This is a genomic window from Pseudomonas sp. 2725, from assembly GCF_050434585.1.
Classification (GTDB): Bacteria; Pseudomonadota; Gammaproteobacteria; order Pseudomonadales; family Pseudomonadaceae; genus Aquipseudomonas; species Aquipseudomonas jessenii.
The window spans coordinates 390,151-404,563 of record NZ_JBNDIV010000004.1; the positions used below are offsets into that span (position 1 = coordinate 390,151).

Annotated in this window: 10 protein-coding genes; 6 read left to right on the forward strand and 4 right to left on the reverse strand. The window is 60.9% G+C overall.

What is annotated here, in order from left to right; genetic code table 11:
- Position 1 precedes the first annotated feature (1 nt).
- A complete protein-coding gene (locus tag ABIE16_RS13170) occupies positions 2-661 on the reverse strand; it encodes a GntR family transcriptional regulator (RefSeq protein ID WP_057715686.1) in 660 nt (219 codons plus the stop codon).
- Positions 662-938: 277 nt separating this feature from the next.
- On the opposite strand from ABIE16_RS13170, the gene xdhA reads away from it, so the two are divergent.
- From xdhA to guaD, 4 genes are all read left to right on the forward strand, one after another.
- On the forward strand, positions 939-2,393 hold the full coding sequence (xdhA, locus tag ABIE16_RS13175) for a xanthine dehydrogenase small subunit (protein WP_057715687.1): 1,455 nt from the start codon (positions 939-941) through the stop codon (positions 2,391-2,393).
- Entirely contained in the window at positions 2,386-4,785 is a 2,400-nt protein-coding gene (xdhB, locus tag ABIE16_RS13180) for a xanthine dehydrogenase molybdopterin binding subunit (RefSeq protein ID WP_150758869.1), read from the forward strand. Before xdhA ends, xdhB begins: the two co-directional genes overlap by 8 nt.
- 135 nt (positions 4,786-4,920) lie before the next feature.
- A complete protein-coding gene (xdhC, locus tag ABIE16_RS13185; protein WP_218496738.1) occupies positions 4,921-5,763 on the forward strand; it encodes a xanthine dehydrogenase accessory protein XdhC in 843 nt (280 codons plus the stop codon).
- Between the two features lie 8 nt (positions 5,764-5,771).
- Positions 5,772-7,076 carry a guanine deaminase gene (gene guaD, locus ABIE16_RS13190; RefSeq protein WP_218496748.1) on the forward strand — a complete coding sequence of 435 codons (1,305 nt, stop codon included), beginning with the start codon at positions 5,772-5,774 and terminating at the stop codon, positions 7,074-7,076.
- Between the two features lie 162 nt (positions 7,077-7,238).
- Here the strand turns inward: guaD and ABIE16_RS13195 are convergent, their stop codons facing one another.
- Entirely contained in the window at positions 7,239-8,003 is a 765-nt protein-coding gene (locus tag ABIE16_RS13195; RefSeq protein WP_007971481.1) for a GntR family transcriptional regulator, read from the reverse strand.
- Positions 8,004-8,358: 355 nt separating this feature from the next.
- On the opposite strand from ABIE16_RS13195, the gene ABIE16_RS13200 reads away from it, so the two are divergent.
- Positions 8,359-9,573 (forward strand): benzoate/H(+) symporter BenE family transporter, encoded by a 1,215-nt coding sequence (locus tag ABIE16_RS13200; protein ID WP_218496750.1) that lies wholly within the window; start codon positions 8,359-8,361, stop codon positions 9,571-9,573.
- Between the two features lie 111 nt (positions 9,574-9,684).
- Here the strand turns inward: ABIE16_RS13200 and ABIE16_RS13205 are convergent, their stop codons facing one another.
- Complete coding sequence (locus ABIE16_RS13205; protein ID WP_007971486.1) at positions 9,685-10,029, reverse strand: YggL family protein; 345 nt, start codon at positions 10,027-10,029, stop codon at positions 9,685-9,687.
- Positions 10,030-10,264: 235 nt separating this feature from the next.
- Here ABIE16_RS13205 and dacB point away from each other — a divergent pair, with 235 nt between their 5' ends.
- Positions 10,265-11,725 (forward strand): D-alanyl-D-alanine carboxypeptidase/D-alanyl-D-alanine endopeptidase, encoded by a 1,461-nt coding sequence (gene dacB, locus ABIE16_RS13210; protein ID WP_159389565.1) that lies wholly within the window; start codon positions 10,265-10,267, stop codon positions 11,723-11,725.
- A gap of 138 nt (positions 11,726-11,863) precedes the next feature.
- Here dacB and ABIE16_RS13215 read toward each other — a convergent pair whose 3' ends face one another.
- Positions 11,864-14,263 (reverse strand): sensor domain-containing diguanylate cyclase, encoded by a 2,400-nt coding sequence (locus ABIE16_RS13215; protein ID WP_429521346.1) that lies wholly within the window; start codon positions 14,261-14,263, stop codon positions 11,864-11,866.
- Positions 14,264-14,413: the final 150 nt, after the last annotated feature.

The following is a 14,413-nucleotide window of genomic DNA, read 5'->3' on the forward strand; positions in this document are numbered from 1 at the left end:
TTCAGGCGTCCGTCAAGGCGGATATCACCAGATCGCAACTGCGCTGGGCGTAAGCCGTCAGCACTTCGCGAATCTGCACGAAGTCACGGGCCAGCACGGCAGCGAGCAAGCGCTCGAACAGCTCGAGGAATTCGCTCATCGACGCTTTGCGCTGCTCCAGCGCGAGAAAATACGCCCGGCTCATGGCCGGCTGCAGATTCTCGACTGTCTCCTGCAAGTACGGGTTGTTGGCGAACGGGTACGCGGCGCGCATCACGTTGAAGCTGTCGTCGACGAAAGTGCGGATGTCCTGACGCTCGTAGCTGGCAGTCAGGCGTTGCTGGATCTGCACGAACGGCGCCATGTCGGCCTGGGTTTTCCAGCCGCTGGCCACGGAGTTACCGAGCAGGATATAGAGTTCGCTCATCAGCGTGCACAGGCTCTGCACCTTGTGCGGTGTGAGCTCGGTGACGTGGGCGCCACGTCGCGGCAGGATCGCGATCAGGTGCCGACGCTCGAGGATCAGCAAGGCCTCGCGGACCGAACCACGGCTGACGTTGAGGGCCAGCGTGACCTTCTGTTCCTGGATGCGCTCTCCGGGCTTCATTTCGCCGCGAATGATGCGTTCGGCGAGGTGGTGAGCGATTTGCTCGGCGAGGCTGTCCGGCGCCTTGAACGTCATGGTTGTCCTTCAAACTCTTTGATCTGTACAAGCGGCGCAGTGTAGCGCAATTGCTGCGTCAGGGCGGAGTGCCCGCCCGGAGGTTTTTGGCACGATTCAAGCAAATTCAAGCAAAAAAGCAGGCTATCGAACCAGCGACAATAATTAAGGAACAGGTGGTTAATCGACAAATTGCAATTTCCTGACCTTTAAGTCAGAAAATCATTGACCGAAAAGTCAGACCTGCTAAATTCAGTTCCTATCGGTTAACAACAATAATGAGTCTGCGAGGCCTTCCGTGATCCAGTTTTTACTAAACCAGGAACTCCGTAGCGAGCACGCCCTGGACCCGAACCTGACCGTGCTCAATTATCTGCGCGACCATGTGGGCAAGCCCGGCACCAAAGAAGGCTGCGCCAGCGGTGACTGCGGCGCCTGCACCGTGGTGGTCGGCGAATTGCAGACCGATGATGACGGCCGCGAACACATTCGCTATCGCAGCCTCAACTCGTGCCTGACCTTCGTGTCGTCCCTGCACGGCAAGCAACTGATCAGCGTCGAAGACCTCAAGCACAAAGGTGAACTGCACAGCGTGCAGAAAGCCATGGTCGAGTGCCACGGCTCGCAATGCGGCTTCTGCACCCCCGGTTTCGTGATGTCGCTGTTTGCCCTGCAAAAGAACAGCGATGCACCGGATCATGCCAAGGCCCACGAAGCACTGGCCGGCAACCTCTGCCGTTGCACCGGCTACCGGCCGATCCTGGAAGCCGCCGAGCAGTCCTGCTGCGCCAAGCAACCGGACCAGTTCGACGCCCGCGAGGCCGACACCATCGCACGCCTGAAAGCCATTGCCCCGACCGATATCGGCGAACTCAATAGCGGCGACAAGCGCTGCCTGGTGCCGCTGACCGTGGCCGACCTGGCCGATCTCTACGACGCTTATCCACAGGCCCGCCTGCTGGCCGGCGGTACTGACCTGGCGCTGGAAGTCACGCAGTTCCACCGCACCCTGCCGGTGATGATCTACGTCGGCAACGTCGCCGAGATGAAGCGCATCGACCGCTTTGACGATCGCCTGGAAATCGGCGCCGCCACATCCCTTTCCGATTGCTACGAGGCCTTGAACGCCGAGTACCCGGACTTCGGTGAATTGCTGCACCGCTTCGCGTCCTTGCAGATCCGCAACCAGGGCACCCTGGGTGGCAACATCGGCAACGCCTCGCCGATTGGTGACTCGCCGCCCCTGCTGATCGCCCTCGGTGCGCAAATCGTGCTGTGCAAAGGCGAAACCCGCCGTACCTTGGCGCTGGAAGATTACTTCATCGATTACCGCGTCACGGCACGCCAGGAAAGCGAGTTCATCGAGAAGATCATCGTGCCCCGCGCCAGCGTCGAAAAACTGTTCCGCGCCTACAAGGTTTCCAAGCGCCTAGACGATGACATCTCGGCAGTCTGCGCCGCCTTCAACATTCGCCTGGAAAACGGCGTCGTCGCTGAAGCCCGCGTCGCCTTCGGCGGCATGGCCGCCATCCCGAAACGCGCCGCAGCCTGCGAAGCCGCATTGCTCGGTTCGCCATTCAACAACGCCACTGTCGAACGCGCCTGCGCTGCCTTGGCCGAAGACTTCACGCCGCTCTCGGACTTCCGCGCCAGCAAGGAATATCGCCTGCTCAGCGCACAGAACCTGCTGCGCAAATACTTCATCGAACTGCAAACACCGCACATCGAGACTCGGGTGACCGCTTATGTCTAATCATCACGCCGTAGAGAAGACCCAAGCCGAATTGGCTGAACTGTTCGCCAAGGACCTGACCACCGGTGTCGGCCGCAGCGTCAAGCACGACAGCGCCGCCAAGCATGTGGCCGGTGAAGCGCAATACATCGACGACCGCCTGGAGTTTCCGAACCAGTTGCACGTTTATGCGCGCATGTCGGACCGTGCCCACGCCCGGATCATCAGCATCGACACTTCGCCCTGCTACGCCTTTGAAGGCGTGCGCATCGCCATCACCCACGAGGACGTGCCAGGCCTGAAGGACATCGGTCCGCTGCTGCCGGGCGATCCGCTGCTGGCGATCGATACCGTGCAATTCGTTGGTCAACCGGTGATCGCCGTGGCGGCGAAAGACCTGGAAACCGCGCGCAAGGCGGCGATGGCCGCGATCATCGAATACGAAGACCTGGAGCCTGTGCTGGACGTGGTCGAAGCCCTGCGCAAGCGCCACTTCGTACTCGACAGCCACACCCACAAACGCGGCGATTCGGCCACTGCGCTGGCCACTGCCGAACATCGCATCCAGGGCACGCTGCACATTGGTGGCCAGGAACACTTCTACCTGGAAACCCAGATCTCTTCGGTGATGCCGACCGAAGACGGCGGCATGATCGTCTACTGCTCCACGCAAAACCCCACCGAAGTGCAGAAGCTGGTGGCCGAAGTGCTGGACGTGTCGATGAACAAGATCGTCGTCGACATGCGTCGCATGGGCGGTGGTTTCGGCGGCAAGGAAACCCAGGCGGCCAGCCCTGCATGCCTGTGCGCGGTGATCGCGCATCTCACCGGCCAGCCGACCAAAATGCGTCTGCCACGGGTCGAAGACATGCTGATGACCGGCAAGCGTCACCCGTTCTATGTCGAGTACGACGTGGGCTTCGACAGCACCGGGCGCCTGCACGGCATCAACCTGGAACTGGCCGGCAACTGCGGTTGTTCCCCTGACCTGTCGGCGTCGATCGTCGACCGCGCGATGTTCCACTCGGACAACTCGTACTACCTGGGCGATGCGACCATCAACGGTCACCGCTGCAAGACCAACACCGCGTCGAACACCGCCTACCGTGGTTTCGGCGGCCCGCAAGGCATGGTCGCCATCGAAGAAGTGATGGATGCCATCTCTCGCCATCTGGCCCTGGATCCTTTGGCCGTGCGCAAGGCCAACTACTACGGCAAGACCGAGCGCAACGTCACCCACTACTACCAGACCGTCGAGCACAACATGCTCGAGGAAATGACCGCGGAACTGGAAGAAAGCAGCCAATACGCCGAGCGCCGCGAAGCGATCCGTCGCTACAACGCCAACAGCCCGATCCTGAAAAAAGGCCTGGCACTGACCCCGGTGAAATTCGGTATTTCCTTCACCGCCAGCTTCCTCAACCAGGCCGGTGCCCTGGTGCACGTCTACACCGACGGCAGCATCCACCTGAACCACGGTGGCACCGAAATGGGCCAGGGCCTGAACACCAAGGTCGCGCAAGTCGTGGCCGAAGTGTTCCAGGTGGAAATGGACCGCGTGCAGATCACCGCGACCAACACCGACAAAGTACCGAACACCTCGCCGACCGCCGCGTCCAGTGGCGCCGACCTGAACGGCAAGGCCGCGCAGAACGCCGCCGAAACCATCAAGCAACGCCTGGTGGAATTCGCGGCTCGCCAGTACAAGGTCAGCGAAGAGGACGTGGAATTCCACAACGGCCACGTGCGGGTTCGCGATCACATCCTGACCTTCGAAGCGCTGATCCAGCAGGCGTATTTCGCCCAGGTGTCGCTGTCGAGCACCGGCTTCTACAAGACCCCGAAAATCTACTACGACCGCAGCCAGGCTCGCGGCCGTCCGTTCTACTACTTCGCCTTTGGCGCGGCGTGCTGCGAAGTGCTGGTCGACACCCTGACCGGCGAATACAAGATGCTGCGCACCGACATCCTCCACGACGTCGGCGCCTCGCTGAACCCGGCCATCGACATCGGTCAGGTCGAGGGCGGTTTCATCCAGGGCATGGGCTGGCTGACCATGGAAGAGCTGGTGTGGAACAACAAGGGCAAGCTGATGACCAACGGCCCGGCCAGCTACAAGATCCCGGCCGTGGCGGACATGCCGCTGGACCTGCGGGTGAAGCTGGTGGAAAACCGCAAGAACCCCGAAGACACGGTGTTCCATTCCAAGGCTGTGGGCGAGCCGCCGTTCATGCTCGGCATCGCCTCGTGGTGTGCGATCAAGGACGCCGTGGCGAGCCTGGGCGATTACCGGCATCAACCGAAAATCGACGCCCCGGCGACGCCGGAGCGAGTGTTGTGGGGCTGTGAGCAGATGCGCCAGTTGAAGGCGGCGAAGGCTGTCGAGGCTGAGACCGAGTTGGCTTCGCTCTAGGACCGAGGTGCGGCTATCGCGAGCAAGCTCGCTCCCACAGGGTTATGTGCTGACTGATGGACCTGTACAAATCCAATGTGGGAGCGAGCTTGCTCGCGATGGCGGACTAACAGACACACAGATGTCGAGGTGAACATGTACAACTGGATCGACGCCCTCGCCGACCTGCAAAACCAGGGTGAGCCCTGCGTGCTGGTTACCATCATCGAAGAGCTCGGCTCGACGCCGCGCAACGCTGGCTCGAAGATGGTCATCAGCGCGAACCAGAGCTTCGACACCATCGGTGGCGGGCACCTGGAATACAAGGCCATGAAGATCGCTCGCGAGATGCTCGTCAGCGGCAAGCAGGACACCCATCTGGAGCGCTTCAGCCTCGGCGCCAGCCTCGGCCAGTGCTGCGGTGGCGCGACCGTATTGCTGTTCGAACCGATGGGCCAGGTTCAGGCGCAGATCGCCGTGTTCGGTGCCGGCCACGTCGGCCGTGCCCTGGTGCCACTGCTGGCCAGCCTGCCCTGCCGGGTGCGCTGGATCGATTCGCGGGAGGATGAATTCCCCGAGCAGATCCCCCATGGCGTGCGCAAGATCGTCAGCGAAGAACCGGTGGATGAAATCGATGATCTGCCGGCCGGCAGCTACTACATCGTGATGACCCACAACCATCAACTCGACCTCGAACTGACCGCTGCGATCCTCAAGCGCAACGACTTCGCCTACTTCGGCCTGATCGGTTCGAAGACCAAACGGGTGAAGTTCGAACATCGCCTGCGCGACCGCGGTTTCGACAACAGCGTCGTGCAACGCATGCGCTGCCCGATGGGCATCGGCGAAGTCAAAGGCAAGCTGCCTGTGGAAATCGCCATCTCCATCGCCGGCGAAATCATCGCCACCTATAACGCGAACTTCGGCCAGCAAACCTCCAGCGCCGGATCGATTGCCAAACTGCTGCCTGCCTCACGCCGCAGCCAAGCCTCCAACTGAGAATTCTCATGCCTCTGACTCGCAAAGCCTACCGCGCCGCCATCCTGCACAGCATCGCCGACCCAGCCGTCGTTGGCATCGAAGCCTCCTACGAGTATTTCGAAGACGGCTTGCTGGTTGTGGATAACGGCCAGATCAGCGCCCTCGGTCACGCCAGCGAACTGCTGCCGACCCTGCCGGCTGACGTCGAAATCACCCACTACCAGGATGCACTGATCACCCCCGGCTTCATCGACACCCACATCCACCTGCCGCAAACCGGCATGGTCGGCGCCTATGGCGAGCAACTGCTGGACTGGCTCAACACCTACACCTTCCCGTGCGAAAGCCAGTTCGCCGACAAGGCCCACGCCGACCAGGTCGCGGACATTTTCATCAAGGAACTGCTGCGCAACGGCACCACCACTGCGCTGGTATTCGGCAGCGTGCACCCGCAATCGGTGAACTCGTTCTTCGAAGCGGCCCAGCAGCTCGACCTGCGGATGATCGCCGGCAAGGTGATGATGGACCGCAACGCCCCGGACTACCTGACCGACACCGCCGAATCCAGCTATGTGGAAAGCAAGGCGCTGATCGAGCGCTGGCACGGCAAGGGTCGTCTGCACTACGCGGTCACCCCACGCTTCGCACCGACCAGCACCCCGGAACAGCTAACCCTGGCCGGCCAGCTGCTGACCGAATACCCGGATCTGTACATGCAGACCCACATCAGCGAAAACCTCAAGGAAATCGAGTGGGTCAAGGCGCTTTTCCCGGAGCGCAAGGGTTACCTGGACGTCTACGATCACTACCAGTTGCTCGGCGAGCGCTCAGTGTTCGCCCACGGTGTGCACCTGTGCGATGACGAGTGCGCGCGACTGGCAGAAACAGGTTCGGCCATCTCGTTCTGCCCGACCTCGAACTTCTTCCTCGGCAGCGGCCTGTTCAACCTGCCGATGGCCGAGAAGCACAAGCTCAATGTCGGTATCGGCACCGATGTGGGTGGTGGCACCAGTTTCTCGCTGCTGCAAACCCTCAACGAAGCCTACAAGGTCATGCAACTGCAAGGTGCACGCCTGAGCCCGTTCAAGTCGCTGTACCTGGCCACCCTCGGCGGCGCCCGCGCATTGCGCCTGGAAGACAAGATCGGCAACCTGCAACCGGGCACCGACGCCGACTTCCTGGTGCTGGACTACAACGCCACGCCGCTGCTGAGCTATCGCCTGAAGCAGGCCAATAACATCGCCGAGACATTGTTTGTGTTGATGACCCTGGGGGATGACCGGACTGTGCAGCAGACCTATGCAGCGGGGAATCTGGTGCATCAGCGGTAAATTTCTTCGGGCATAAAAAATCCCCCGCAATCGTCAGATTCCGGGGGATTTTTTATGCCCTGTAGGAGCGAGCTTGCTCGCGATGAACCTGAGGGCGCCACGGGATGTCAGGCTTCCCGCGTAATCGTTAACGACCATCGCGAGCAAGCTCGCTCACACAGATCAGATTTTCGCGGGCGAACGCCCAGGCTTCTTGGTCTGCAACAAATGCGAGAACACTGCATGCAGATCATCCGACGCACTTTCCTCATCGAGGTTGAGTTTGCTGTCGATGTGATCCATGTGATGCATCATCAGGTTCACCGCCAGTTCAGCGTCGCGCTTTTCGATGGCGTCGATCAACTGGGTGTGCTCGTCGTAGGAGCAATGGGAACGGTTGCCGCTTTCGTACTGGGCGATGATCAGCGACGTCTGGGACACCAGGCTGCGCTGGAAGCTGATCAACGGGGCGTTCTTCGCCGCTTCGGCCAGTTTCAGGTGAAACTCGCCCGACAGACGGATACCGGCACCGCGATCACCGCGCGAGAAGCTGTCGCGTTCATCGTTGACCATCTGGCGCAACTCGGCAATCTGCTCGGCGGTAGCGTGCTGAACCGCCAATTCGGTGATCGCACGCTCGACCAGACGGCGGGCCATGAACACCTGACGGGCTTCTTCGACGCTCGGGCTGGCGACCACGGCGCCGCGATTCGGACGCAGCAGCACCACGCCTTCATGGGCCAGGCGCGACAAGGCGCGGCGAATGATGGTGCGGCTGACCCCGAAAATTTCCCCCAGCGCTTCTTCGCTCAACTTGGTGCCGGGCGCCAGACGCTGCTCGAGGATGGCCTCGAAGATATGCGCGTAGACAATATCGTCCTGGGTACCGCTGCGGCCGGCTTTGCCTGCTCGCGGTTGTTTCTTTAGGGGTTGCAACTGTTCGTTCATGGGCACTCGAGTCGGAAGAACTGCGGCGAATTGACCGTGACTGTAATACGGCACAGTGGGTCGCTGGCAAGTATCGCGTAAAAAACACTGCGATTGTACACAATGGAGGGTGGCAACACGACTGTACGGCTGAATGTTGCCTCGGCTGTATCGCAACGTCTGGTTACTTTTGAGTTTAGGCTTGTTCACAGAATCCGCCCTTGTAACGCGATCCCTGTGGGAGCGAGCTTGCTCGCGATGGCGGCGTCACATTCAGCACTTCTGTTGGCTGATCCACCGTTATCGCGAGCAAGCTCGCTCCCACAGAGTTCGTGTTGCAGCGGACATCTTCATCTGTAAAAGGAACACCGCCGTCATGAACGACGCCACCCACACGCAAATCCGCCCGCTGGCCGACACCTCGCCCTCGGCCATCGTCGCCGGCTTCATCGCCATGATGACCGGCTACACCAGCTCCCTGGTGCTGATGTTCCAGGCCGGGCAAGCGGCGGGCCTGAGCAGCGGGCAGATTTCTTCGTGGATCTGGGCGATTTCCATCGGCATGGCGGTGTGCTCCATCGGCCTGTCCTTGCGTTATCGCACGCCGATCACCATTGCCTGGTCGACCCCGGGCGCAGCGCTGCTGATCACCAGCCTGGGCGGCGTGAGCTACGGCGAAGCCATTGGTGCCTATATTACCTGCGCGGTGCTGGTGACGATTTGCGGGCTGACCGGCAGCTTCGAACGACTGGTGAAAAAGATTCCGGCATCCCTGGCCGCCGCCCTGCTGGCGGGGATCCTGTTCAAGATCGGCAGCGAGATTTTCGTCGCAGCGCAACACCGCACTGCCCTGGTACTGGGGATGTTCGTCACTTATCTGGTGGTCAAGCGCCTGTCGCCGCGCTATGCGGTGTTGGCGGCATTGCTGATCGGCACGGCATTGTCAGGCTTCATGGGGTTATTGGACTTCAGCGGCTTCCACCTGGAAGTGGCCACGCCGGTCTGGACCACACCGCATTTCTCCCTGGCCGCGACCATCAGCATCGGCATCCCGCTGTTTGTCGTCGCCATGACCTCACAAAACATGCCCGGCATCGCCGTATTGCGCGCCGATGGCTACACGGTACCCGCCTCGCCGCTTATCACCACCACCGGCATCGCCAGTTTACTGTTGGCACCGTTCGGTTCCCACGGGATCAACCTGGCGGCGATCAGCGCAGCGATCTGCACCGGTCCGCACGCCCATGAAGACCGTAACAAGCGCTACACCGCGGCGGTCTGGTGCGGGATCTTCTACGGGATTGCCGGCGTGTTCGGCGCGACGCTCGCGGCATTGTTTGCCGCGCTGCCCAAGGAACTGGTGCTGTCGATTGCGGCGCTGGCGCTGTTCGGCTCGATCATCAATGGCTTGAGCATCGCCATGAGCGAAGTGAAGGAACGTGAAGCCGCGCTGATCACCTTCATGGTCACGGCATCGGGGCTGACGCTGTTTTCCATCGGTTCGGCGTTCTGGGGGATTGTCGCGGGGGTGGTGACACTGCTGATCCTGAACTGGAGGAGCGAGCCTGCTCGCGATGGTCGTCAACGATAACGCTGGAAACCTGAGACCCTGCAGCACTCTCAGGTTCATCGCGAGCAAGCTCGCTCCTGCAAAAAAAGCAAAAAAAACGGCGACCCTCGGGTCGCCGTTTTTTTCAGAACATCAAGCTACCGGATTGATCGGCTTTTCCGGGTACCAGACGTCCAGCAGCGGGCTGACTTCAACGCTGGTCAGCTCGGTGCGGCCTTTGAGCCAGGCTTCAACGGCAGCGCGCTGTTCAGCGCTGACCGAGCCACGCTTCTGCAGGCAAACCAGACCGTAGTCATCGCCGCCAACATAGCCCAGACCGTTGGCTTCCATGGCTTCTTTGAGGAACGCGTCGAGGAAAGCATCAATGGCTTCATCAGCCAAATCTTCTTTGAAATCCAGGTTCAGTTCGAAACCCAGCTCTTGAAATTCATCGACGCACAGTTTTTTGCGCAGACGCTGGGAACGGTTAGTCGCCATTGGAACAATCCTCTTAAGTAATAACGGGCGGCACTTTAGCAGTTTAAGCCGCCGATTGCCTGACTCTCTGGGCCACCACGCCTACCGTCGGTAAAAAAATAGCCGATCAGGATGCTCGCGCACGGCACAAGCCGTGACACCTTGGGGCATAATGCCGACACTTTCATGACCATTGAGGGAATTTATCTCCATGCCCTCTTTATATTTCCCCCTCGGCTGTAGGGTTTTATTTCAGATGATCAAATCTTTGCGTCCTTTGCTGTTGGCCGGTTTTCTTCTCCCCCTGGCCCTCCCCGTTTCCGCCGCTCCAATCAATACCGCGTTGTCGCCCAACGTTGAAAAAGCCCTGAAAGCCAGCAAGCTGCAGGACAACGCCCTGTCGCTGGTGATGATCCCGCTCACAGGCCCCGGCACCCCGACGGTGTTCAACGCTGACGTGTCGGTCAACCCGGCATCGACCATGAAACTGGTCACCACCTACGCGGCGCTGGAAATGCTCGGCCCGAACCACCAGTGGAAAACCGAGTTCTACACCGACGGCACCCTCAGTGGCGGCATTCTCAACGGCAACCTCTACCTCAAGGGTGGCGGCGATCCGAAGCTGAACATGGAAAAACTCTGGCTGCTGATGCGCGACCTGCGCGCCAACGGCGTGACCCAGGTCACCGGCGACCTGGTGCTGGATAAAACCTTCTTCGTGCAACCGCAACTGCCGGAGTTCAATGACGACGGCAACGACGATAACAAGCCGTTCCTGGTCAAGCCCGACTCGCTGCTGGTCAACCTCAAGGCGCTGCGCTTCGTCGCGCGCAATGACTCGGGCAAGGTGCTGGTCTCGGTGGAGCCGCCGATTGCGAGCATCCGCATCGACAACCAGGTCAAGGCCCTCAACTCCAAGCAATGCACCGGTGGCGTGCGCTACAACCCGGTGACTCAGGCCGACGGCAGCGTGACCGTGACGGTCGGCGGCCAACTGGGTGAAGGCTGCAGCTCGCAGACTTACCTGTCGCTGCTCGACCACGCGACCTACACCGCCGGCGCCGTCCGCGCGATCTGGAAGGAGCTGGGTGGCAGCATTCAGGGCAGGGATGTGCTGGCGCCAACACCGAAAGACGCCAAGGTCCTGGCCCGGGCGTTCTCGCCGGACCTGGCGGAAATCATCCGCGACATCAACAAGTACAGCAACAACACCATGGCCCAGCAGTTGTTCCTGAGCCTGGGCCAACGCTTCCGCACCGATGCCGATGGTGACGACGCCAAGGCTGCCCAGCGTGTCGTGCGCCAGTGGCTGGCGAAAAAGGGCATCACCGCGCCGCACCTGGTGATGGAGAACGGCTCCGGCCTGTCCCGTGCCGAGCGTGTCAGCGCCCGAGAAATGGCCTCGATGCTGGAAGCTGCCTGGCACAGTCCGTATTCCGCCGAATACATCAGTTCGATGCCGATCGCCGGCACCGACGGCACCATGCGCAAACGCCTGAAGACCACTGCGATGCGCGGTGAAGCCCACGTCAAGACCGGCACCCTGAACACCGTGCGGGCGATCGCCGGTTTCAGTCGCGACGTCAACGGCAACACCTGGGCGGTGGTGGCAATCCTCAACGACAAGGCCCCTTTCGGCGCCTCGTCGGTGCTCGATCAGGTGCTGCTGGATCTGTACCGCCAACCGAAAACGCCGCAAACGGCGTCGGTGTTGTAACCGAATCTAGAAAGCTCCAGAGATCTACTGTGGGAGCGAGCTTGCTCGCGATGGCGGCATGACAGTCAGCATCAATGTTGAATGTAAAACCGCTATCACGAGCAAGCTCGCTCCCACAGGGTCTGCGTACAACCCGGGTTAACTCATCTCCCCCTCTACCCGATCCCTTCCTGCCTGCTTCGCCGCGTAAACCCCCGAATCCGCACGCAACAGCAAGGCATCGGCGCCCTCCCCGACCCGCCAACTGGCAATCCCGAAACTGGCAGTGACCGTACCGACACCTTCAATGGGTGAACTGCGCAGGCCTTGCCACAATTGCTGGGCCAACATATAGGCCTGTTCGCCGCTGATATCCGGGCACAGCACCATGAACTCCTCACCGCCCAAGCGGCAGAACACATCGGTGCGACGCAGCCGGTGGCCGATCCGTTGGCACACGGCCTGCAACACCCGATCACCGATGGCATGACCATGCAGGTCATTGATGCGCTTGAAATGGTCGATATCGAGCATGATCACCGACAGATCCCCACCGCCACGCTCCACCCGGGCCATTTCGATGGTCAAGCGCTCCTGGAAATAACGCCGGTTGTGGATACCGGTCAGGGAATCGGTGACCGACAACGCGCGCAACTCTTCTTCCACCCGCTTCCTATCGGAAATGTCCGAGATGTAGCCGTGCCACAGCACACCGCCACCGGGCAGTTCCTCTGGCGTGGCCTCGCCACGCACCCAACGCAGACCCCGTTGCGGCAATTGCACGCGGTATTCCTCGCGCCAGGGGCTGAGGGTGTCGGCCGAGGCGCGGATCGAGGCACGGACACGGGTGCTGTCCTGGGGGTGAATCCGGGTGAAGATCGCTTCGGCATTGAGCAGCAGCACGTCAGGTTCCAGCTCGTAGATCTCGCGAATGCCGTCGCTGGCGTAGATCACGCTGAAACGCCCGTCGAACTCCATCTTGAACTGGTAGATGCCACCGGGCACGTGGGCGCTGAGTTTCTTCAACAACAGATCCCGCGCCGCGAGCGCCTCATGGACCCGCTTGCGTTCGGTGATGTCGATGCACACCGCCAGGTGCCCGACCCACAGGCCTTGCTCGTCGAGCACTGGCGTGGCGAGCATGTTGACTATCAAATGGCTGCCATCGCCACGTACCAGCGTCCACTCCCGCGCCTCGTGGCTGCCCTGCGCGTCGCCTTCGACCAGCATCGCCTGGCAGGTCGGCACCGGTTTACCATAGCGTGCGCTCAACTCTGCCGAGCGAGCGACCAGCTCCCGGGGCAGGTGCAGGCTCTCCAGGGTCATATGCCCCACCACCTCGGCACTGGTATAGCCAAGCATCTGCTCAGCACCGGCGTTGAAGGTACTGATGACACCGCGCAGGTCGGTGGCGATGATCGCGACCTGGGTGGCGGCATTCAGCACACCCCGCAACTGACCATGGGTGCCGCGCAGCTCCTGCTCTCGATCCCGTAGCTCCTGGGTACGTTGCTCGACCATTTTCAACGCCCGCTGCCGCTGACTGACCAACACATACAGCAAGGCACTGAGCATCACGCTGAGCATTCCACCCAACACCACCACACTGGTCACGGAGGAATGATTGGCCTTCACGAACGCATCGCTGGGCTGGATATCGACTTGATAGTCATGGTCGGCCATGCGCAACAGGCGCGTAGCCGACAGCTCGCTGATGGCCGGCGGGTTGGGTGACTCGAACAGTACCTCGCGCTGGTCATCGATCGACAAATCGAGGATGCGCACCGAGAGATAGTCATGGCTGGCGTCCGGCAGTCCGTCCGCCAACAACTGGCGCATGCTGATCACGGCCATGACATAACCGTAGGGCTTCGTGGATTTGCGGTCCTGACTGTTGCGCTGCATGAGCGGCGCGACCAGCAGCACGCCGCGGGCATAAGCTGGTTCAATACTTACCAGATGCATCGGTTGCGATACCGCCATACCCCCACGCTGATCGGCCCGAGCGAGCGTGGCACGCCGCAGTGGCTGGGCCAGCAAGTCGTAACCGAGGGGAGCGCCGAGTTTGCTTTGCGTCTGGCTGTACAGCACCGCCACGTACTCATCTCGCTCGCCGGCCAGTTGCAGTTGGCCGTCGGCGTTGAGCTCTCTCAGGGTGAAGCTGTTCAAGCCCTCGTCTCGCACTCGACGCTCGAACGCCACCCGCTCGTCACGAGTGACCCGCTGGGCATAGGAATACGCTTGGGTTCGCAGCAGCAAAGGTTGGGTGTAGCCGTCGAATTCCGCTCGGGACACCGAATCGGAATTGGCGAAAAACCGGCGCAGGCCGTCGAGGCGCTGCTCCTGATCTTCGAAACGCTCTTCGATACGGCTGTAACGTTCACTGGCCAGCAGTTGGAAACGTTGCCGCAATTGATGGTGAAACAGATTCAGCGTCGACCACGCCAGCAACCCGGTGAGCACCCCGCCAACCAGCAATACCAGCAGCGCGACCAACCAGGCCGAGGCATCTTCGCTGATTATTCCCAGGATCCTGGGGCGCACGGCGTGCAACGACATAAAACGCAAACTCAAAACGCCAGGTGCGGAGAAGCCCTTTGGCCATGAACTGAGTTATAGCTATTAGCCACTAATTTGACCAGCACTGAAACCCTGTAGGAGCGAGCTTGCTCGCGATGGTCGATAACGATAACGCGTGCTTTCTGAATA

Excerpts from the sequence above, each read along its gene's own strand:
- ABIE16_RS13170 (WP_057715686.1), bottom strand. The coding sequence starts at position 661 with ATGACGTTCAAGGCGCCGGACAGCCTCGCCGAGCAAATCGCTCACCAC.
- xdhB (WP_150758869.1), top strand. The coding sequence starts at position 2,386 with ATGTCTAATCATCACGCCGTAGAGAAGACCCAAGCCGAATTGGCTGAA.
- xdhC (WP_218496738.1), top strand. The coding sequence starts at position 4,921 with ATGTACAACTGGATCGACGCCCTCGCCGACCTGCAAAACCAGGGTGAG.
- guaD (WP_218496748.1), top strand. The coding sequence starts at position 5,772 with ATGCCTCTGACTCGCAAAGCCTACCGCGCCGCCATCCTGCACAGCATC.
- ABIE16_RS13195 (WP_007971481.1), bottom strand. The coding sequence starts at position 8,003 with ATGAACGAACAGTTGCAACCCCTAAAGAAACAACCGCGAGCAGGCAAA.
- ABIE16_RS13200 (WP_218496750.1), top strand. The coding sequence starts at position 8,359 with ATGAACGACGCCACCCACACGCAAATCCGCCCGCTGGCCGACACCTCG.
- ABIE16_RS13205 (WP_007971486.1), bottom strand. The coding sequence starts at position 10,029 with ATGGCGACTAACCGTTCCCAGCGTCTGCGCAAAAAACTGTGCGTCGAT.
- dacB (WP_159389565.1), top strand. The coding sequence starts at position 10,265 with ATGATCAAATCTTTGCGTCCTTTGCTGTTGGCCGGTTTTCTTCTCCCC.
- ABIE16_RS13215 (WP_429521346.1), bottom strand. The coding sequence starts at position 14,263 with ATGTCGTTGCACGCCGTGCGCCCCAGGATCCTGGGAATAATCAGCGAA.